At 42.4% G+C, this 20,758-nt stretch carries 22 protein-coding genes, 1 other RNA gene and 1 pseudogene; 21 read left to right on the top strand and 3 right to left on the bottom strand.

Annotation, left to right across the window (positions count from 1 at the left end; all coding sequences use genetic code 11):
* Positions 1 to 149: 149 nt before the first annotated feature.
* On the top strand, positions 150 to 1,865 hold the full coding sequence (acsA, locus tag ABD010_RS13970) for an acetate--CoA ligase (RefSeq protein ID WP_343814321.1): 1,716 nt from the start codon (positions 150 to 152) through the stop codon (positions 1,863 to 1,865).
* Between the two features lie 51 nt (positions 1,866 to 1,916).
* Here the strand turns inward: acsA and hmpA are convergent, their stop codons facing one another.
* Positions 1,917 to 3,152: an NO-inducible flavohemoprotein gene (gene hmpA, locus ABD010_RS13975; protein ID WP_343814324.1), complete on the bottom strand. Its 1,236-nt coding sequence runs from the start codon at positions 3,150 to 3,152 to the stop codon at positions 1,917 to 1,919.
* Between the two features lie 234 nt (positions 3,153 to 3,386).
* On the opposite strand from hmpA, the gene ABD010_RS13980 reads away from it, so the two are divergent.
* Positions 3,387 to 3,905 (top strand): type 1 glutamine amidotransferase domain-containing protein, encoded by a 519-nt coding sequence (locus tag ABD010_RS13980; RefSeq protein ID WP_343814327.1) that lies wholly within the window; start codon positions 3,387 to 3,389, stop codon positions 3,903 to 3,905.
* Between the two features lie 113 nt (positions 3,906 to 4,018).
* Here the strand turns inward: ABD010_RS13980 and ABD010_RS13985 are convergent, their stop codons facing one another.
* Positions 4,019 to 4,552: a cysteine hydrolase family protein gene (locus ABD010_RS13985; RefSeq protein ID WP_343814330.1), complete on the bottom strand. Its 534-nt coding sequence runs from the start codon at positions 4,550 to 4,552 to the stop codon at positions 4,019 to 4,021.
* A 70-nt stretch (positions 4,553 to 4,622) separates the two neighbouring features.
* Between ABD010_RS13985 and tadA the strand changes: the two genes are divergently transcribed.
* The 17 genes and pseudogenes from tadA (at position 4,623) to rsmI (ending at position 16,933) form a co-directional block, all read left to right on the top strand.
* On the top strand, positions 4,623 to 5,087 hold the full coding sequence (gene tadA, locus ABD010_RS13990) for a tRNA adenosine(34) deaminase TadA (protein ID WP_343814333.1): 465 nt from the start codon (positions 4,623 to 4,625) through the stop codon (positions 5,085 to 5,087).
* Between the two features lie 66 nt (positions 5,088 to 5,153).
* Positions 5,154 to 5,419: signal recognition particle sRNA large type (gene ffs / locus ABD010_RS13995), an RNA gene on the top strand.
* 199 nt (positions 5,420 to 5,618) lie between these two features.
* Positions 5,619 to 7,310 (top strand): DNA polymerase III subunit gamma/tau, encoded by a 1,692-nt coding sequence (gene dnaX, locus ABD010_RS14000; RefSeq protein ID WP_343814336.1) that lies wholly within the window; start codon positions 5,619 to 5,621, stop codon positions 7,308 to 7,310.
* Positions 7,311 to 7,340: 30 nt separating this feature from the next.
* Positions 7,341 to 7,661: a YbaB/EbfC family nucleoid-associated protein gene (locus ABD010_RS14005; RefSeq protein ID WP_343814339.1), complete on the top strand. Its 321-nt coding sequence runs from the start codon at positions 7,341 to 7,343 to the stop codon at positions 7,659 to 7,661.
* Between the two features lie 102 nt (positions 7,662 to 7,763).
* A complete protein-coding gene (gene recR, locus ABD010_RS14010; protein WP_343814342.1) occupies positions 7,764 to 8,360 on the top strand; it encodes a recombination mediator RecR in 597 nt (198 codons plus the stop codon).
* Between the two features lie 224 nt (positions 8,361 to 8,584).
* Positions 8,585 to 8,803: a YaaL family protein gene (locus tag ABD010_RS14015; RefSeq protein ID WP_343814345.1), complete on the top strand. Its 219-nt coding sequence runs from the start codon at positions 8,585 to 8,587 to the stop codon at positions 8,801 to 8,803.
* 70 nt (positions 8,804 to 8,873) lie between these two features.
* Positions 8,874 to 9,137: a pro-sigmaK processing inhibitor BofA family protein gene (locus ABD010_RS14020; RefSeq protein WP_343814347.1), complete on the top strand. Its 264-nt coding sequence runs from the start codon at positions 8,874 to 8,876 to the stop codon at positions 9,135 to 9,137.
* A gap of 246 nt (positions 9,138 to 9,383) precedes the next feature.
* Positions 9,384 to 9,575 (top strand): sigma factor G inhibitor Gin, encoded by a 192-nt coding sequence (locus tag ABD010_RS14025; protein ID WP_174615319.1) that lies wholly within the window; start codon positions 9,384 to 9,386, stop codon positions 9,573 to 9,575.
* Between the two features lie 215 nt (positions 9,576 to 9,790).
* Positions 9,791 to 11,209 carry an aminotransferase class I/II-fold pyridoxal phosphate-dependent enzyme gene (locus tag ABD010_RS14030; RefSeq protein WP_343814352.1) on the top strand — a complete coding sequence of 473 codons (1,419 nt, stop codon included), beginning with the start codon at positions 9,791 to 9,793 and terminating at the stop codon, positions 11,207 to 11,209.
* A gap of 14 nt (positions 11,210 to 11,223) precedes the next feature.
* Positions 11,224 to 11,887 (top strand): annotated as a pseudogene (tmk, locus tag ABD010_RS14035) (dTMP kinase); the annotation flags it as partial.
* Entirely contained in the window at positions 11,874 to 12,203 is a 330-nt protein-coding gene (locus tag ABD010_RS14040; RefSeq protein WP_077329907.1) for a cyclic-di-AMP receptor, read from the top strand. The pseudogene tmk and the gene ABD010_RS14040, both read left to right, overlap by 14 nt.
* A 288-nt stretch (positions 12,204 to 12,491) precedes the next feature.
* Entirely contained in the window at positions 12,492 to 13,487 is a 996-nt protein-coding gene (gene holB / locus ABD010_RS14045; protein WP_343814356.1) for a DNA polymerase III subunit delta', read from the top strand.
* Positions 13,488 to 13,492: 5 nt separating this feature from the next.
* Positions 13,493 to 14,320, top strand: coding sequence for a PSP1 domain-containing protein (locus ABD010_RS14050; protein ID WP_343814358.1), 828 nt, complete (start codon positions 13,493 to 13,495; stop codon positions 14,318 to 14,320).
* Positions 14,321 to 14,334: 14 nt separating this feature from the next.
* Positions 14,335 to 14,679: a DNA replication initiation control protein YabA gene (gene yabA, locus ABD010_RS14055; RefSeq protein ID WP_343814360.1), complete on the top strand. Its 345-nt coding sequence runs from the start codon at positions 14,335 to 14,337 to the stop codon at positions 14,677 to 14,679.
* Between the two features lie 374 nt (positions 14,680 to 15,053).
* On the top strand, positions 15,054 to 15,797 hold the full coding sequence (locus tag ABD010_RS14060; protein WP_343814362.1) for a tRNA1(Val) (adenine(37)-N6)-methyltransferase: 744 nt from the start codon (positions 15,054 to 15,056) through the stop codon (positions 15,795 to 15,797).
* Positions 15,787 to 16,080: a GIY-YIG nuclease family protein gene (locus tag ABD010_RS14065; protein WP_343814363.1), complete on the top strand. Its 294-nt coding sequence runs from the start codon at positions 15,787 to 15,789 to the stop codon at positions 16,078 to 16,080. The genes ABD010_RS14060 and ABD010_RS14065 overlap by 11 nt, the downstream gene beginning before the upstream one ends.
* The gene (rsmI, locus tag ABD010_RS14070; RefSeq protein ID WP_343814365.1) at positions 16,058 to 16,933 is read left to right on the top strand and encodes a 16S rRNA (cytidine(1402)-2'-O)-methyltransferase; all 876 of its coding nucleotides are present in this window, start codon (positions 16,058 to 16,060) and stop codon (positions 16,931 to 16,933) included. The genes ABD010_RS14065 and rsmI overlap by 23 nt, the downstream gene beginning before the upstream one ends.
* Before the next feature lie 220 nt (positions 16,934 to 17,153).
* Here rsmI and abrB read toward each other — a convergent pair whose 3' ends face one another.
* Complete coding sequence (gene abrB / locus ABD010_RS14075) at positions 17,154 to 17,438, bottom strand: transition state genes transcriptional regulator AbrB (protein ID WP_343814366.1); 285 nt, start codon at positions 17,436 to 17,438, stop codon at positions 17,154 to 17,156.
* Positions 17,439 to 17,739: 301 nt separating this feature from the next.
* Here abrB and metG point away from each other — a divergent pair, with 301 nt between their 5' ends.
* Together metG and ABD010_RS14085 are read left to right on the top strand one after the other, a co-directional pair.
* Entirely contained in the window at positions 17,740 to 19,701 is a 1,962-nt protein-coding gene (gene metG / locus ABD010_RS14080) for a methionine--tRNA ligase (protein ID WP_343814368.1), read from the top strand.
* 66 nt (positions 19,702 to 19,767) lie between these two features.
* Entirely contained in the window at positions 19,768 to 20,535 is a 768-nt protein-coding gene (locus tag ABD010_RS14085) for a TatD family hydrolase (protein WP_343814372.1), read from the top strand.
* Positions 20,536 to 20,758 lie beyond the last annotated feature (223 nt).

Below are 20,758 nucleotides of genomic sequence, written 5' to 3' on the forward strand. Positions count from 1 at the left end.
TCAATTGTCACCAAATGTTCTAAAATAGAAATTAGTTACCAAAATGTTTTAACAATTATATATAATTGCATATTTGATGCAATTGTATCGTATTCCTTTATTAAAAAGGATTGCAAACGGTTTCAAAATTTTCAGGATGAGGTGATAGGATGCATACGGAAAAAATACCTGCACGCGAAGGTAATCATAATCTACAGGACTATGAAAAAATGCGGAAGACTTTTTCATGGGATGATATGAAAAAGAACTTCAGCTGGAATGAAACTGGTAAAGTAAATATGGCATATGAGGCAATTGACCGCCATGCCGAAAATCCGGATACGAAGGACAAAATTGCGCTGCATTACTCCTCACCGGATCGGGAAGAATCATTGACTTTCGATGATTTGAAAAAAAGCAGTAACCAGTTTGCCAATGTGTTAAAAAAATACAATGTGGAAAAAGGCGAACGAATCTTCCTGTTTCTCCCTAGAAGCCCTGAGTTTTATGCGGCATTTTTAGGGATTCTCAAAGTGGGGGCAATTGCCGGTCCGCTATTTGAAGCATTCATGGAACAGGCAGTACGTGACCGTCTGCAGGACAGTGAAGCAAGCATGCTGATTACGACACCGGATTTGCTTGAGCGGGTGCCGCAGGATGATTTGCCTGATTTGAAAAAGATTGTTCTGGTCGGCGACAGTAAGGAAACATCTGACAAATACATTGATTACGATAAGGAAATGAAAGATGCATCAACCGATTTTGAGATGGAATGGGTTGATTTGGAAGATGGCATGGTCATTCATTATACATCTGGTTCCACAGGTAAACCAAAAGGTGTATATCATGTCCATAATGCAATGATTCAGCATTATGCAACCGCGGAATGGGTGCTTGATCTGAAGAAAGATGACGTATACTGGTGTACAGCTGACCCGGGCTGGGTTACCGGAACAAGCTACGGTATATTTGCCCCATGGCTGTATGGAGTGACCAACGTTGTCCGTGGTGGCAGATTCAGTCCGGATGCATGGTACGGGACACTTGATAAATATAATGTAACGGTATGGTATACAGCGCCGACCGCCCTGCGGAAATTGGTAAGTGCAGGTTCAGAAATACCGAAGAAACACGATCTTTCTTCATTGCGCCATATTATGAGTGTCGGGGAGCCGCTGAATCCTGAAGTGGTTTCATGGGGACTGGAAGCATTTGATTTAAGAATTCATGATACATGGTGGATGACGGAGACAGGAGCACAGCTTATTGTCAACATTCCTTCCATGGAAATCCGATCCGGTTCAATGGGTAAGCCGCTTCCTGGAATTGAAGCATCGATCGTGGATAATGAAGGAAATGAACTTCCGCCAAACCAGATGGGCAACCTGGCGATCAAAAAAGGATGGCCATCGATGATGCGTAAAATCTGGAAACGTCCGGAGAAATTTGAAAGCTATTTTATCAACGGCTGGTACGTCTCCGGTGACAGTGCATATAAGGATGAAGATGGGTACTTCTGGTTCCAGGGTCGTCTTGACGATGTGATCAACACATCCGGTGAACGTGTCGGACCATTTGAAGTTGAAAGTAAATTGATTGAGCATGAAGCCGTTGCGGAGGCTGGTGTTATCGGTAAGCCGGATCCGGAGCGCGGTGAAATCATCAAAGCGTTTATTACGCTGAATGATGGCTATAAAGAATCTGATGAATTGCTTGAGGAAATCCGTCAATTTATTAAAACGGGTCTGAGTGCACATGCTGCCCCAAGGGAATTGGAAGTAAAAGATTCCATTCCAAAAACGCGCAGTGGTAAAATCATGCGCCGTCTCCTGAAATCATGGGAGCTCGGTCTTCCAACAGGTGATACATCAACATTGGAAGAATAATAGATACAAAAAAGGGTGCCTATCTTGCAGGCACCCTTTCTTGAATGAGTTTTAAGCAGTTATTGCTTTTGCTGGTCCGAAAAATTCAAAATGGATATCTTTTTCCGCCACATTGTATTTTTTCAGGTTTTGATACATTGCTTTCATGAATCCTTCTGGTCCGCAAAAATAAAATGCACTGTCATTTGTCGGAAGAATGGATGACAGCCATTCCAGGTCGACATATCCTGCTTTGTGATATGCTCCTTCATCTTCTGCTGCCGGATCCGCATAAACGGTATATGCATGCAGCTGTTGATGTGCATCATTCAATTTCCGGACGTAATCTTTCATCGCATGAACATTTCCGTTATGTGCTGCATGGATAAAATAAATTTCCCGATCCGGATTTTGTTTAATCGTTGTGTCCAGCATGCTCATCATGGGGGTCAGGCCAACACCGCCGCTCATTAGTACCAGTGGTCGTGTATCTTCCTGATCCAGCTTAAAATCACCGGATGGCGCGCTGATTGGCAGCATACTTCCTTTTTCGATTTGTGTGTGCAGATAATTGGATACAATCCCTGCCGGCAATCCATTCAGGGCGTCCTCCCGTTTAACACTGATCCGGTAATATCCTTCACCGGGAGCGGCTGATAGACTGTATTGCCGCAAATGGGTATATGGTTGTCCGGCTATTTCTGCTTTTACTGTAATATATTGGCCCGGCTGATAAATCGGAAACGGATTTCCATCGGCAGGTTCCAGGTAAAATGATGTGATGACATCACTTTCCGCCACTTTATCCACGACTTTGAAGTTGCGGAAATCAATCCATCCGCCAGTTGTATTCTTCAGTTCCTGATACATTTCCTTTTCGGTATCAATAAATACACCGGAAATAACACCATATGCTTTTTCCCATGCATTGATTACATCGTCACTTGCTGTGTCCCCCAACACATCTTTCATAGCAAGCAATAAATATTTTCCGACGATTGGATAATGCTCCGGCTTAATGTTCAGGCTCTTATGTTTTTGGGCAATTTGTTTTACTTGCGGCAGGATATCGCCAAGCTGATCAATATTGGCTGCCGCCGCATAGACTGTATTTGCCAGTGCCTTTGACTGATTCCCTTTGCGCTGGTTCGTCTGATTAAAAATATTTTTCAGTTCAGGATGATTTTCAAACATGAGCTGATAAAACCTGCTTGTAATGTCATCCCCTCGCTCCTGTAATACAGGTACGGTAGCTTTTACAATATCCCTTGTCTGTTTATCCAACTCCACTGTAGCTTGTGTAGTCAAAACAAAACACTCCTTTTATCCTAAAATAAAATATCCCCACTACTTTATTTTATTCCTGTAGAAGACATGGTCACTATGAGTAAAAGGTTGGTTTAAGTGTTAAAGCTTTGTGAAGTTGTCACATATTATAGGTCTTTTTACCTAAAAATGTTCACAAATTGGGATGGATGTTTTATTTTGAATCATACGGGAAGAATTCTTGATGAATCATCTTCGTAAAGGAGTGGAATTAAGATGAGTAAAAAAATAGCAACTGTTATTACAAATATGTTTGAAGATGTTGAATATACAGATCCGGCCAAGGCGTTTAAGGATGCCGGACATGAAGTTGTAACGATTGAAAAGGAAAAAGGAGCTGCTGTAACAGGCAAAAATAAGGAAGCGGAAGTTACGATCGATGAATCAATCGATAACGTGAAGGCGGAAGATTTTGATGCCTTATTCATTCCGGGTGGCTTTTCACCGGATCAGCTTCGCGCTGATGAGCGTTTTGTGAAGTTTGCCAAACAATTTATGGATGCGGATAAACCAGTCTTTGCCATTTGTCATGGACCACAGCTGCTGATAACAGCAAAAGCGTTGGAAGGACGCAAGGCAACCGGGTTTACATCCATCCAAGTCGATATGGAGTATGCTGGTGCAAATGTGCAGGATGAGGAAGTCGTTGTTTGCTGCAACCAGCTTGTTACAAGCAGACAGCCGGATGATATTCCAGCATTTAACCGTGAAGCATTGAAGATTCTTGATAAATAGTATATGGATTCCGCAACCCCCCCTTTTTTTAAGTTAAGGGGGTATTTTTATTTCAAATCCTGATAGAAAGGTAAAAGTTCCCGATAGAAGTTAAAATAATGTTCTACAGCGGGTCAAATCGGATCGGTTTTCGCTTCCATTACCGTTCGCATCAGGTACAGAGCATAGTCATTACCATCCTGCTCTTCAGAGGCCATGCAATTTTCCGGAACATGCATGGAATACCGGTACATATAAGCATCCTTTGCGGTAAACAAAATGCAAATGTCGCCCGCAATGCCTGCCATAATTATATGCGTCCGGTTCAGCTCGTTCAGCAGTGAGTGTAATGGTGTTTGAAAAAAAGCTGAATGCTGCGGTTTGATTAAAAAATAATCATTGTCATCCGGTTTCAACTCGGAAATAATCTCTTGGCTGTACTCATTTTCACAATGAGCAATGATTTTTTGAAAATCTGCCTGCCAATAACCATAATGATCATTTACATAGATGATGGGAATATTATTTTTCTTGCCGAATTCCCGTAATTTTTTCAGATGTGGTAAAATCGGTTTAGTATGTGTGAGCAGTTTTTCGCTGCCATTAAAATTAAAGTCATTTATTATATCAATAAATATAATAGCACTGTTTTCAATTGAATCGTTCATGTTTGGACTCCTTTCCTGTTCTTTATTTATTTCCTGAATTTCATATTTCAAACTTATGGGGTGGTAATCCGTGGATGATAACATACATATGCGCGACGCAATAGATCAGGCGTTGAAAGCGAAGGAAATTGGTGAAGTGCCCATTGGTGCGGTGATTCTTTTCAAAGGTAAAGTAATTGGCTCCGGTTACAATGTGCGTGAAACTTCCCAGACAACATTATCCCATGCTGAACTGATTGCCATCAAAGAAGCAAATGAAACAATTGGAAGCTGGCGGTTGGAAGATTGCACCTTGTATGTAACGCTTGAGCCGTGTCCGATGTGTGCCGGTGCGATTGTGCAATCAAGGATCAAACGGGTTGTCTATGGTGCACCTGATCGGAAAGCAGGTTGTGCCGGAACTCTGATGAATCTGTTGAATGAGGAGCGGTTTAATCATCAGGTGGAAGTAACAAGTGGCGTCCTGGGTGAAGAATGCGGACAACTTTTGACTGATTTTTTTAAAGAGCTTCGGCAACAACGAAAAAAAAATTAACGTTTCCATATTCTTTCATCGAATTTGAATTGCATTATTTAAGCAAAATGGTTATAATGGGTAGTGCCGTGCTAAGTGGGGAGGTAGCGGTGCCCTGTACTCGCAATCCGCTAGAGCGAGACTGAATCCCCATTCGAGGTAGGGTGATTTTAAGGTCTGCCTCAAGGGATTGGTGTTGACGTTCAGGTCCTGCGCAACAGAGACCCATGAATTCTGTCAGGTCCGGAAGGAAGCAGCAGTAAGTGGTCATCTCTGTGTGCCGCGGGGAAGCCTGGGCAGAGCCATGAACTTGGGTAACGCTTAGGAACATCTTATCGACAATGGGTGCACGGTATACATAGCAGAAGGCTGCATTGCTCTCAATATGAGGTGGTGCAGCTTTTTTTGGTCGCAGGCGCTTAGGTGCCTGTACCACCCAAATTTTGTCGAAAAATGTCGAATTCATTCGGATAATTTGTTCGCTTAATGGTTCACATTTACCCCTGAAATCGAGTATAATTTAGGTAGACTTCACAAAGGGGAACGTATATTATGAGTTATCAGGCTTTATATCGTGTCTGGCGTCCTAGAAATTTTCAGGATGTGGTTGGACAATCACAGATAACACGAACACTGCAAAATGCGATTGTTCAGGAGAAATTTTCGCATGCATACATTTTTTCCGGCCCGCGTGGAACCGGTAAAACAAGTGCGGCCAAAATTTTTGCCAAGACGATTAACTGTGAAAAAGCCCCTGTGAAAGAACCGTGTAATGAATGTGATGCATGCAGAGGCATTCAGGATGGCTCGATTTCCGATGTAATTGAAATGGATGCGGCATCCCATACGAGTGTTGAAGATATTCGCGATATCCGTGATAAGGTAAAATATGCCTCAAGTGTTGTCCCATATAAAGTTTATATTATCGATGAGGTTCACATGATTTCGGTTAATGCATTCAATGCGCTCTTAAAAACGCTGGAAGAGCCGCCGAAACATGTTGTATTTATTTTGGCCACGACTGAACCACATAAAATACCACTGACGATTTTATCCAGGTGTCAGCGCTTTGATTTCAAACCAATCTCCAGTCAGTCGATTGTGGAGCGAATAAAGACGATTATTGAAAAAGAGGAAATCAGCGTGTCATCTGAAGCATTGGATACGATTGCGCTAGCCGCAGAGGGCGGGATGCGTGATGCTTTGAGTATTCTCGATCAGGCAGTCTCTTACAGTGATGAAGGTGTGGAACTGGATGATGTTCTTGCTGTAACAGGAGGCGTATCCCAGAAAATCCTGACAGAAATTGTTGGAGCGATGTATGAAAAGGATGTACAGCAAGCCTTATCACTGCTTGATGAAATGATTCAAAACGGGAAAGATCCAGCTCGCTTTGTGTATGATCTTATTTATTTCTCCCGTGATTTGTTATTATATAAAAGTGCCCCGTCACTTGAAGGAATTCTGGAGCGGGCGATTATCGATGAAAGCTTTAAACAGCTTGCCGATACGGTATCAGTGGACTGGATTCAGGATGCAATTATGCACCTGAACCAATGTCAGCAGGAAATAAAGTGGACGAATAGTCCAAAAGTGTTTATTGAGATTGCACTGCTTACCATAACAAATAAAGAATCGGCGGCACATGAATCCGGTAGTGCTGCAGAATCAGAAGCAGTTACCGGTCTTTTAAGCAGACTGGAACATTTGGAAAAAGAGCTCACTGCATTGAAAGACGCACCTGCAAGTGCCCCCCGTCAGGCACCTGCTGCGGAACCGAGACGGCCACAGGCAAGGGCAACACGAAACAGTTATAAAATTCCATATGAAAAAATCCGCAATGTGCTGCAGGAAGCGGAAAAACCCGCGCTGAAGGAAGTGCAGTCACAATGGGCGGCATTTTTAAATAAACTGAAGTCCGCAAGTGCCCCGGCACATGCAACAATTCAGGACAGCAAACCAGCAGCTGCATCGCAACAGGCGCTTGTGGTACAGTTTAAATATGAGATTCATTGTTCGCTTTTTCTCGAACATCGGGAAACAGTTGAATCCGTACTGACCAGTGTGACAGGCAAGAAATTGCCGGTCATTCCGATTCCGGCGAATAATTGGCAGGAATTGCGCAATGAATATATTAGCAGACAGGAACAGTCAGCAAGTAAACAGGATGATCAGGAGGAAGACCCGCTCATTTCTGAAGCAAGAAAACTTGTTGGTGACGATTTACTGGAAATACATGATTAGCATAATTTAAATTACAAGGAGGCGATTTCCATGAAAGGTGGAAATATGGGTAACATGATGAAACAGATGCAAAAAATGCAAAAGAAAATGATGAAAGCGCAGGATGAACTGCATGAAATGACGTTTGAAGCATCCGCGGGCGGTGGCATGGTTACCGTAGTGGCAAATGGTAAAAAAGAAATTACCGATGTGCAAATCAAGGAAGAAGTAGTTGATCCGGATGATGTGGAAATGCTGCAGGACCTTATTTTGACCGCGACAAACGATGTGATTAAACAAATTGATGATAAAACAAATGATACGATGGGACAATTCACGAAAGGATTAAATATGCCTGGTGGAATGTTCTAATTTCAGAACATCAACATGATGATTGACCGAATTAAGAAAAACTTCGGCACTCACATCACGTGTGGGACTATGCCTGAGTTTTTCTAATTGGAGGCATATTGTATGTATTATCCTGAGCCGATTTCCAGATTGATAGACAGCTTTACAAAATTGCCGGGGATTGGACCGAAAACCGCTGTTCGACTGGCATTTTTTGTGTTAAATATGGAAGAAGATGATGTACTGGATTTTGCGAAATCATTAGTGAATGCGAAACGTGAATTGACTCATTGCTCCACCTGTGGTCATATAACTGATCAAGATCCATGTTCCATTTGTCAGGACACATCGAGGGATCAGTCCATCATCTGTGTTGTGCAGGATCCGAAAGATGTCATTGCGATGGAAAAGATGAAAGAATTCTACGGGAAATATCACGTTTTGCATGGAGCCATTTCACCTATGGACGGGATAGGACCTGAGGATATTAATGTGCCTGACCTCATCAACCGTTTGAAAGATGAGGAAGTGGAAGAATTGATTCTGGCTACAAACCCGAACATTGAAGGGGAAGCAACGGCAATGTATATTTCAAAACTTGTTAAACCATCAGGGATAAAAACGACCCGAATTGCGCATGGTCTTCCTGTTGGCGGTGACCTGGAGTATGCGGATGAGGTTACACTCTCGAAAGCGTTAGAGGGAAGAAGGGATGTATAGCCTTTTCTTCTACACGGTGGATTGTAAGTTTTTTAGCAGTTAAGAAAGTATAAAATCCTTTCTTACTGCATAAGTGCAACTATGGCTGTCACCTAAAGGCTTGGTGACAACCAAGTTTTCTAATATAACGTCATCCATTTTAGATTTATGGATGGCCTTATAAGAAAAATGAAGGCACTTGCTGTCGGGCGAACACCAAGTTTTTCTAAAAGTTGGGTGACAACATGGCTAAAAAGGTAAAAAAAAGAACGGTGGATGAGCAATTATTACAATCTATTTTTGCGTTGGAAAGGGAGTGGAAGCAGATTCAGGCTATCCTGGGAAAGAGTGTGGAATCATCCTATGACGGGATGTTCACGGAGAAACTCGCGCGGGAAAAATATTTGTATCTGCTTCGGGAGGCACGGCGGCGAAAAATAAGTGCTGTACGATACAGTAAATAGAATAATGTTCTTTTTCTTCATTCCTTTTCATATATAACTAGAAAGGGACAAGGAAAAGGAGTGATTTAACTTGAGCTCAACACTGGTTATCTCGGTTATTGTCGGATTAATCGTTATTCTATTGTTCGTAGGTGCTCCTGTTAAACCAATGCGTTTTATCGCACATAGTACGATTAAGCTTGGGATTGGTATTTTATTCTTATTTTTCTTTAATGTGTTCGGAGGGGCTATCGGGTTGCATATCCCGATCAATCTGTTTACCGTATCTGTATCCGGATTTCTCGGATTGTTTGGGCTGGGGTCACTTGCGGCCATTCACGTAATCCTGTTATAAGCAAGTGTCTCATGCATGTGAAATCGATGATGGATTTCCATGCACTTTTTTGGCAGTTAAGAAAGCATAAAAGCCATTCTTACTGCAGTAAGTGCAACGATGGCTGTCACCTATTTCAGAGATTGAAGAAAATGTGTAAAGAGATAAGCCTGCGCAGCATATACTGAAGAAAAAGTTTCAATGATTCCAAGATTTCTTGTATAAAATTCGTTAGATTAGGAGATGCTAACTAACGGAGGTGGGGAGATGAAACAAGTAATTTCACATGAACGGTGCGGTATTTGCGAAGAGGAGAAAGAACGAGGAATCCATTTATACAAACTGTTTATCTGTTGTGAATGTGAACGAAACATGATTCACACGGAACCACGTGAGGAAAAATATCACTATTATCTTCAAAAATTAAAAAATATGAATCAGCCAACTTTACACTCATAAGCTTTTGCGGTTTTCTGCAAAGGCTTTTTTTCTGTTTGAGAGATAGTTTGATTGATGGTGGTTTTATTCGGCGACTTTTGGTCAAAGTACGGCGGGCAGGGGTTTTCACCAGATAAATGTGCCGGGTGTTTGCGCGATTGCTTCTTGTAACATTCGGGCGTATCCATTATGGTAACCTTATAAGTAATACATACAAACAAAGAGGAAAGATTACAATGAAACACAATCAGCAGGCAACCCCGTTATTTAATGCATTGAAACAATTTGCAAATCATGACCCGATTTCTTTTCACGTCCCTGGACATAAAAACGGAGAGCTTTTTCCACGGTTGGCCCGTGAATATTACCAGTCTGTTTTACCGCTTGATATGACTGAATTATCAGGGCTGGATGACCTTCATGCTCCACATGATGTTATTAAGGAAGCACAGGATCTGGCCGCAGCTTATTTTGGGGCGGAACAGACCCATTTTCTGGTTGGTGGCAGTACCGCGGGAAACATGGCCATGATATTGGCCGTCTGTTCTGCGGGGGAAAAGATAATTGTGCAGCGCAACAGCCATAAATCCATTTTCAACGGTTTGGAGTTGAGCGGTGCCAGTCCTGTTTTTATAGCCCCGGAATTTAACCATTCAGTTAATCGGTATACGGCACCTGATTTGGATACATTAAAAAAATCGTTGGCACAACACCCGGATGCAAAAGCGGTGGTGCTGACCTACCCGGATTATTTTGGTCAAACTTTTGCTGTAAAAGAAATGATTGACCATGCACATGAATATAATATACCAGTGCTTGTTGATGAAGCACATGGTGTCCATTTTTCCACGGATAATAATTTTCCGGCATCGTCACTTGATCTGGGAGCGGATGCGGTTGTCCAGTCTGCACATAAAATGGCACCTGCCATGACGATGGGATCCTTCCTGCATGTGAATTCCAGCAGGATTGACGGCAACCGGGTGACACATTATCTGCAGATGCTTCAGTCAAGCAGTCCTTCCTATCCAATAATGGCGTCGCTGGATATTGCTCGGTATTTTCTTGCCAGTTTGTCAACGGATGAAATGGAGGACGTTATGAAAAGTGCCAGTCGTGTAAAAGAAATTCTGAATGAGAATGATGCGTGGCACGTGCTTTCGGCAGATGATCCATTGAAAATAACGTTGCAGATGCACCACGGTATTTCTGCACATGAGGTGTCTGGTTTGTTTGAAAAGGAAGGGGTTTATCCGGAGCTTGCCACACATAATCAGATTTTGCTGATTCACGGGCTCACCCCATTTAAACATTACAAAGAACTGAAAAATGGGATAATCCGTGTTAGAGAACAATTAAAAAATATCCGGAATCATGCTACAATAGAGATAGGAAATCTATTTACAAAGCAGATTCAGGAACTTGCGATGCCCTATCAGACGATGCCACAACGATACACCACGAAAATTCCGCTCAGTCAGTCGGCTGGCTGTATAGCGGCAGAGGCAATAACACCTTATCCGCCCGGAATACCTTTTATCCTGAAAGGTGAGCGGATTACAGAAACACACATCAGTATTATCAAACAACTGATTCATCAGGGTGCAGCCATACAACATGATAATGTCACTCAGGGAGTCAGCGTTTTTAAATAAAGGAGCAAACTTAAGTGAACGGATACTTTGTAACATTTGAAGGTGGCGAGGGTGCCGGTAAATCATCCATTCTTCAGGCTGCCGCACAAAAACTGTCAGAATTGGGATACGATATATTAGCAACCCGGGAGCCCGGTGGAATTGAAATCGCTGAAAAAATCCGGCATATCATCCTTGACCCGCAAAATACAGCAATGGATAGCCGAACGGAAGCGCTTTTGTATGCAGCTGCACGCCGACAGCATTTGGTTGAAAAGGTATTGCCCGCTCTTGAACAGGGAAAACTGGTACTGTGTGACCGCTTTATCGACAGCAGTCTGGCGTATCAGGGGTATGCGAGAGGTTTGAATGTGGATGAAGTGTTATCAATCAATCAATTTGCCATTCAGGATTGTATGCCGGACATGACACTTTTTTTTGATATTGAACCAAAAAAAGGGTTAGCACGTATTACGGCGAATAAAGAAAGAGAACAAAACAGACTGGATCTCGAAAAACTTCCGTTTCATGAATATGTTTACGAAGCGTACCAGTTACTTGTTTCTCAATTTCCGGATCGTATTCATGTTATCAATGCGGACCAGGGCTTTGACCAGGTTGAAAAGGATGCTGTGGATACCATTATTTCCTGTTTTACCAATAAAGCGTAAGGGAGGTAAGAAAAATGAAGCTGATTATTGCTGTTGTTCAGGACAAAGACACCAATCGCCTGACAGATGCGTTGGGCGGGGAGAATTTCAAAACAACGAAGCTTGCAACAACAGGCGGATTTTTAAAAGAAGGCAATACCACCCTGATGATTGGCTGTGAGGACGAATATGTTGATGAAGCGCTGAATATTATTCGGGATAACTGCTCACAGCGCGAACAAATGGTAGCACCAATCTCGCCGATGGGCGGAAATGCAGACTCCTATATACCAAAGCCTGTCAAAGTCGAAGTAGGCGGCGCAACCGTATTTATCCTGCCAATTGAACAATTTATGCAGTTTTAATACAAAAGTGAAGACTGTGCAACATGAGGCTGGAATACAGCTAAACCTTCAATTTACTATTTTAGCGGAGGAAATATACGTAGACTCCAGCGGGAGGAAAGGCATAGGTGAGACTCCGAAGTGCGTATGCACGAGGAGGCTCACCAGCCGCCCGCGGTAAAGAAGACACAGCGAAAGTGTTTTTCTTGAGCTGATGTCGCACTTATGCTGGCAGTGAAAGCGAAGTATATTTCCGGAGCGGATTATATGCACCAATTCACATATATAATATTCTAAGGACTGGTAACTATGAAAACGTGGTCTGAGGTTGCTGAAATACAGCCACTGGCAAGCAGGATCATTACAAACAGCATAATAAAGGACCGTATATCACATGCGTACTTAATCCAAGGCGCACGGGGAACCGGGAAAAAAACAATCGCCCTGCTGCTTGCCAAGACCGTTTTCTGCACGAATAAAACAGATTCAGAACCTTGCTTGGAATGCAATGCCTGCAAACGCATTGAGTCCGGAAACCATCCCGATTTACATTGGATTGAACCGGATCCGGACAGGCAATCCATTCGAAAGGAACAAATTGACCATTTGCAAAAGGAATTTAATTACTCCGGCATGGAATCCAACAAAAAGGTCTATGTTATTTCGGATGCCGATACATTAACGATGAATGCGGCGAATCGCATTCTGAAATTTTTGGAGGAACCAGGTAAGGAAACAACTGCAATCATGCTGACGGATAACAGCCAGTCGATTATTCCTACTATCCGTTCGCGCTGTCAGATTATTGATTTGAAACCGCTGAATCCGAATGCTTTCCGCAAGCAGCTTATTGAATCAGGCATGTCAGAACGGGATGCTTGGCTAATGAGTGCACTTACAAATAATTTGGATGATGCGTTTTCATGGACTGCAGATGAGTGGTTTGCGCAGTCACGAAAGTTAATGATACAATTGATAGAAATGTTTTCGCGGAATCCAAATGAGATTTTTTTGTTTGTTCACAATCAGTGGATGCCTCATTTCAAGGATCGGAAACAGCAGGAGCAAGGACTTGATTTATTGCTTCTTGCATTTAAAGATATACTATACTTTCATATCGGTAAGCAGGAGGGAATGGCAGTTTTCCAACAGGATGGTGATCAAATAGAGAACCTCTCGATGTTTTTTTCACAGGTACAACTGCTGGACATTCTGAACAAACTTCTGGAAGCCAAACGGAAGCTGAAGCAGAATGTCAACCCGACGCTCGTGATGGAGCAGCTTGCCGTTCAAATACAGAGGTGATATACATGATTGAAGTAATTGGTGTCCGTTTTAAAAAAGCGGGTAAAATATATTATTTTGATCCTGGAGACAATGATATAGAAGTAGACAAATATGTTGTTGTTGAAACGGTTCGGGGTGTGGAATTTGGCAAGGTGGTTATTAGGAATAAACAGGTTGATGAGGAAGATGTTGTGCTTCCATTGAAAAAAGTGCTTCGGATTGCTGATGAGAAAGATAAGCTGACCGTAACTGAAAATCAGCAGCATGCCGAACGTGCTTTTGCCACCTGTGCAAACAAAATTGCCGACCATCAGCTGGACATGAATCTGGTGGAAGTGGAATACACATTTGACCGCAATAAATTAATCTTTTATTTTACTGCCGACGGGCGTGTGGACTTCCGTAACCTGGTAAAGGATTTGGCTTCGCAATTTAAAACCCGTATTGAACTTAGACAAATTGGAGTACGGGATGAAGCAAAAATGCTTGGAGGCATAGGTCCTTGCGGAAGAATGCTTTGCTGCTCAACGTTCCTCGGTGATTTTGAACCGGTATCCATCAAAATGGCCAAAGATCAGAACCTTTCACTCAATCCAGCCAAAATTTCCGGATTGTGTGGCCGGCTTATGTGCTGCCTCAAATATGAAAACGATGATTATGAGACAGCCAAGCGTGAATTGCCTGATATGGGTGAGAAAATTACAACGCCATATGGTGATGGAAAAGTAGTTGGCTTGAATATGCTGGAGAGGATTATACACATAGAAATACCTGAAAAAGAACGGGTAATTGAATATACGTTAGATGAACTGATTGATGAAGGAATTATTACTGCACAAGCCACAGAGTAGTGGGGTGATCGGGCGTGAAAAAGAGACAAATTTTTGATCAGGTATCAGATATGGAAGAACAAATAGGCGAATTATATGAACAGCTTGGTGATTTAAAGGGGAAATTAAGTGATCTCCTCGAGGAAAATCACCGTCTGGAAATGGAAAATCATCATTTGCGTAATCGCTTGAATGACTCCGATGAGGATTTTAAAGATGATGAGATTGTTAACCCCGCCAAGGATGTTCCGGGTGAGGGCTATGATAATCTTGCACGGTTGTATGAAGAGGGATTTCATATTTGCAACGTCCATTTCGGCACCCCCCGTCAGGATGAGGATTGCCTGTTCTGTCTATTGTTTTTAAATAAAACGAAATAGGGAAATATCGGTGGCTGTCTCTATTGTTTGGGGGACAGTCTTTTTAATAGGCTGGGATATAATTATAATGTTTAATTTTAAGCGTAGGAAATATACGTAGACTCCAGCGGGAGGAAAGGCCTAGGTGAGACTCGTAGTGCGACGAGCATTACTTCTACCGAATATGCTACGAGTTGCGAGGAGTGCTGCTTCTCCGAATATGCTTGCAACACGGCGAGCACCATGCACGAAGAGGCTCATCAGCCGCCCGCGGTAAAGAAGACACAGCGAAAGTGATTTTCTTGAGCTGATGTCGCACTTATGCTCGAAAGTGAAAGCGAAGTATATTTCCGGAGCGAGTTATATGCACCAAATACTGCAGAAAGGTTTTTAAAATGGTACCACTTTACAATGATGAACGAATGGATTACTTGCTCGCTGAAGAACATATGCACATTATTCAGAGTCCTTCTGTATTTGCATTTTCCCTTGATGCGGTGCTGTTGGCGCATTTTGCTTATGTGCCAATCAGGAAAGGAAAAATCCTGGACTTGTGTACTGGTAATGGTGCTATTCCGTTGTTACTTTCACGCCGTACCAATGCCGAACTGATCGGAGTTGAAATACAGGAACGACTTGCTGATATGGCAGCGCGAAGCATTAAATTGAATGAACTGGATGAACAAATATCAGTCATTCATGGTGATTTGAAAGACATGAAGGCAACATTGAATCACAGTGCATTTGATGTGGTCACATGCAATCCGCCATATTTCCGGACATCGGAAAAAACAGAGCACAATAAGAATGAACACCTGACCATTGCCCGGCATGAAGTTTATTGTACGCTTGAGGATGTTGTGAAAGCATGTAAACTGCATGTGCGTCCTGGCGGAAAAGTCGGAATGGTTCACCGGCCCGGCAGATTGATTGATATCATAACATTGTTCCGCAAATACCGGCTGGAACCGAAGCGCCTTCAATTCATTTACCCGAAGCATGGACGGGATGCAAATATGATTTTGATTGAAGGGGTTCGGGATGGGAAAGCAGATCTGAAAATTTTGCCGCCATTATATATTTATCATGATGACAATACGTACACAAAGGAAGCTGAGGATATCATTTATGGAAAATAATGAACATATCGTTTACATTTTAAGATGCAGTGATAATACACTATACACTGGCTATACCAATGATCTGGAACATCGGCTGGCCATGCACGAAGAGGGAAAAGGCGCAAAATATACGAAAGGCCGGGGCCCATTTCAGGTATTGTTCGTGGAAAAGTTTCCAGAAAAATCGGAGGCCCTGCAGCGGGAATATCAGATTAAACAGCTGACACGAAAGGGAAAATTTCAATTAATTCGGGATAAGTTGAAGGAAGTGATGCACTATGAAGATTCAAAAAAGCTTTGATGATGAAAATAACGGAACCGTTTATGTTGTCCCGACTCCGATCGGCAACCTGGAAGACATTACATACCGTGCGTTAAAGGTATTGGAATCTGTATCCGTGATTGCAGCAGAGGATACGCGAAATACAAGAAAATTGCTGAATCATTTTGAGATCTCAACCCGTTTGGTCAGCTATCATGAACATAATAAAAAATCCAGGGAAAAAGAGCTGTTTGAACACCTGGAAAATGGGGAGACTGTTGCGGTAGTAAGTGATGCGGGCATGCCATCGATTTCCGATCCCGGATATGAACTGGTACAGGCCGCGATTGAATTTGGGAAGCCGGTTGTTGTGCTGCCAGGTGCAAATGCCGCCTTATGTGCACTGGTTGGATCTGGACTGCCTGCTGATGAGTTTTTATTTTATGGGTTTTTACCCCGTAAAAAGAAGGAGAAGATGGTTGAGCTGGAGCGGCTTCAATCGGCCAACGCGACCATTCTGTTCTATGAATCCCCATATCGGCTGAAGGATACGATTAAAGCCATAAGAGAACAGTTCGGAAATCGCCGGGCAGTTGCAGCGCGGGAACTTACCAAAAAGTTTGAGGAGTATGTCCGTGGTACATTGGAAGAGCTTCTTGATTGGTCAAATGAGCATGAGCTGAAGGGAGAATTTTGCCTTGTTGTCGAAGGAACGGATACATCCGACCTTCAGAAAGATTATTTGTGGTGGAGTCATCTATCCGTTGCGGAACATGTGAGCCATTATATGGAAGAAGCAAATATGGGAAGTAAGGAAGCCATTAAACAGGTTGCATCGGATCGGGATATGGCGAAACGGGATGTTTATCAGGCATACCATGTGAACCGGTAAGCGTATGCAGTTAATTAAACGTGAATTTCTTATACCGTAAATCATGAAATATGTTGGATTTAACAGCCTTGTTTACCAGTAAAGAAGGCGTTCATACACGGATTACGAAATACTGGTGTTTGCCGGGTTGAAATGAACCAATAAAAAAAGCAGCTGACGAAAAAAGGGAAAGGTGGTGCGCGTCAGCCACTTTTAACACATTATTCAAATTTTTCTGCTACTATTCTTCTTTTACCAGCCGGGTCTGGATTTCATTGATTAATTCCTCTGCACCTTCAGGGCTGAGAACAAGTTTGCCGTTTGCCAGCACCAAATTCTCATCGGATGTTTCCCCGGTAATCTGACAGGTCATGGCAGGTTTGAATTTCTGTAAGATAACTCTCTCTTTATCAACGAAAATTTCCAACGTATCTTTCTCCTTGATGTCAAGGTTACGTCGCAATTCGATTGGCAACACAACTCGTCCAAGTTCATCGACTTTACGTACAATTCCAGTAGACTTCATTTTCCTAACTCCCCTCTGAAGGATGGAAAAAACAATTCGATCATTGTTTTTTCATTGCTTACAAAAATTTTTCGTCATGTTTCGACATCTGCTTATGACATATAGTACCAATCATTACTAAAAGTGTCAATAAATTTTTACCGAAAGATAAAATTAATGCGAAAATTGTATAAAATAGTTGTGCGGTTAGCAGATAAGGTAATCCGGAAATACTGTGAAAGATGATTGATAGTTATCCGTTAATGGAAATCTTGTGATAAAATCGCTACAATGGAAATAGTGATTGAGGGAGGTAAAGGTAATGCCAAAAGAGAAAAATACGTTTTATATAACGACACCAATCTATTATCCGAGCGGCAATTTACACATTGGGCACGCGTATTCCACGGTTGCCGGTGATGCGATTGCCCGATATAAGCGTTTGCGTGGATATGATGTAATGTATTTGACCGGCACGGATGAACATGGTCAAAAAATACAGCGCAAAGCGACTGAAAAAGGGATGGAACCACAGGAATATGTCGATGAAATAGTCAGTGGTATCCAGGATTTATGGAAAAAGTTGAAAATAACAAATAATGACTTTATCCGCACAACCGAGAATCGTCATAAACGAATTGTCGAAAAAATATTTGATCAGCTTGTAAAACAAGGTGATATTTACTTGGATGAATATGAAGGATGGTATTGTACGTCTTGTGAGTCTTTCTTTACCGAGCGGCAGTTGGATGATGGTCATTGCCCGGATTGCGGCGGGCCGGTTGAGAAAGTGAAAGAGGAATCATACTTCTTTAAAATGAGTAAATATGTGGATCGACTTGTCGAATTTTATGAAGCGAATCCGGAATTCATTCAGCCGGAAAGCCGTAAAAATGAAATGCTGAACAACTTTATCAAACCGGGTTTGGAGGATCTTGCGGTTTCACGGACCACGTTTGACTGGGGTATCAAAGTTCCCGGTGATCCAAAACACGTTATTTATGTTTGGATTGATGCACTGACAAACTATATTACAGCTCTTGGTTATGGAACGGATCAGGATGAACTGTATCAGAAATTCTGGCCAGCAGATGTGCACCTGATGAGTAAAGAAATTGTCCGTTTCCATACTATTTATTGGCCGATTATTTTAATGGCGCTTGATTTGCCGCTGCCGAAAAAAGTGTTTGCACATGGATGGATTTTGATGAAGGATGGTAAAATGTCCAAATCGAAAGGAAATGTTGTCGATCCTATTCAATTGACAGATCAATATGGTTTGGATGCATTGCGCTATTACCTGCTTCGTGAAGTGCCGTTCGGTTCTGACGGGGTATTTACACCTGAAGGCTTTGTGGAGCGTACAAACTATGATTTGGCCAATGATCTTGGCAACCTGCTAAACCGGACTGTTGCCATGATTCACAAGTACTTTGATGGCAAAATTCCTGCGTATATCGCTTCCGAAACAGATTTTGAGGCGTCACTCGAGTCCTTGCAGGAAGAAACGGTGGATAAAGTGGAAGATTCGATGGATAACATGCAGTTCTCGGTCGCGCTTTCCTCGTTGTGGAAGATGATCAGCAGGACCAATAAATATATTGATGAAACAGAGCCTTGGATTCTGGCAAAAGATGATGCGAATAAAGAGCGGCTTGGAAATGTGATGGCTCATCTGGCAGAGTCATTACGTAAAACGGCGATTATGCTGCAGCCGTTTTTGACTGAGTCACCCGGCGAAATTTTCAAACAGCTTGGAGTTAGGGATGAAAAATTGCAGGCGTGGGACTCCATCCGTGATAATGGTCGGATTGAAGCAGGCACTTCCGTAACAAAAGGTACGCCGTTATTCCCGCGGCTTGATGTGGAAAAAGAAGTTGCAGCCATCAAAGCAATGATGACAAAGCCTGCACCGGAAAAGAAAAATCCTGCTGCTAAAAAGGCGCCGGAACAAAAAGAAGAAGTTACCTTCGATGAATTTATGAAAGTCGATATGCGTGTTGCAGAAGTTTTGAAGGCTGAACCTGTGAAAAAAGCTGATAAGTTATTGAAGCTTCAGCTTGATGTCGGTACAGATAAACGGCAGGTTGTATCAGGCATTGCTGAGTATTATCAGCCGGATGATCTGGTAGGCAGGAAAGTAATTTGTGTTACCAACCTGAAACCTGTAAAACTGCGCGGCGAAAAGTCAGAAGGAATGATTCTTTGCGGTGAGGATGAGACAGGAAACTTAACCCTGGCATCTGTTGAGCAATCATTGCCAAATGGTTCGGTTGTAAAATAACAATCAGAAACAAGGTCACCCTCATGGGAGGTGTTGGCCTTTTTCTGTACGATAGGAGCGTTTAGTATGTTAGTCGATACACATGTACATTTGAATGCAGAACAGTTTTTCGAGGATCGTGAGGAGACAATCCAGCGGGCATTTGACGCTGGTGTAACGTATATGGTTGTTGTCGGGTTTGACCGGGAGACGATTCCGCTGGCAATAGAAATAGCAGAACAGTATGAAACCATTTATGCTGCGGTTGGCTGGCATCCGGTTGACGCAATTGATATGACGCAGGAAGATCTTGACTGGATTGAAAAACTGTCAGCACATCCAAAAGTGGTTGCTATTGGTGAGATGGGGCTGGATTATCATTGGGATAAGTCACCAAAGGAAATCCAAAAGGAAGTTTTTCGCAAACAGATTAACCTGGCCAAAAAGGTGAAGATGCCAATCATTATTCACAATCGTGAAGCAACGGAAGATATTATTGAAGTTATGCAGGAGGAAAATGCACAGGAGGTCGGTGGAATCATGCATTGTTACAATGATTCACCGGATTATGTACAGGCGTGTCTCGATATGAATTTTTATATCTCACTGGGTGGTCCGGTAACATTTAAAAATGCAACGCTGCCAAAGGAAGTAGCGGTACAGGTGCCGGAAGACCGGCTGTTGGTGGAGACAGATGCCCCGTTTCTGGCACCACACCCAAATCGGGGGAAACGAAATGAACCTGCATATGTAAAACTTGTTGCTGAAAAAGTGGCTGAACTAAGGGAGACATCTTTCGAACAACTCAGCAAAATTACGACAGAAAACGCTTTTCAATTGTTTCATTTTGAGTAAAAATCGGGTATTTTGTCACGATTTCTGATAACAAAAACAAGGCAAAATATAGGTCATTTTAAGGAGATCGGAACATTTTCCGGTCTCTTTTTAATGTCCATAAAACCAGTCATGTCAGTAACTTGGTGAGTTGTGTCATACGATGGTTACCTTATGTAATTTAATTGTAAACAAACCGTAAACGGAAATCCGTTGAAATCACATACATTTGTTATATATAATC

The organism is Virgibacillus siamensis (assembly GCF_039522605.1).
Lineage (GTDB): Bacteria > Bacillota > Bacilli > Bacillales > Amphibacillaceae > Lentibacillus > Lentibacillus siamensis.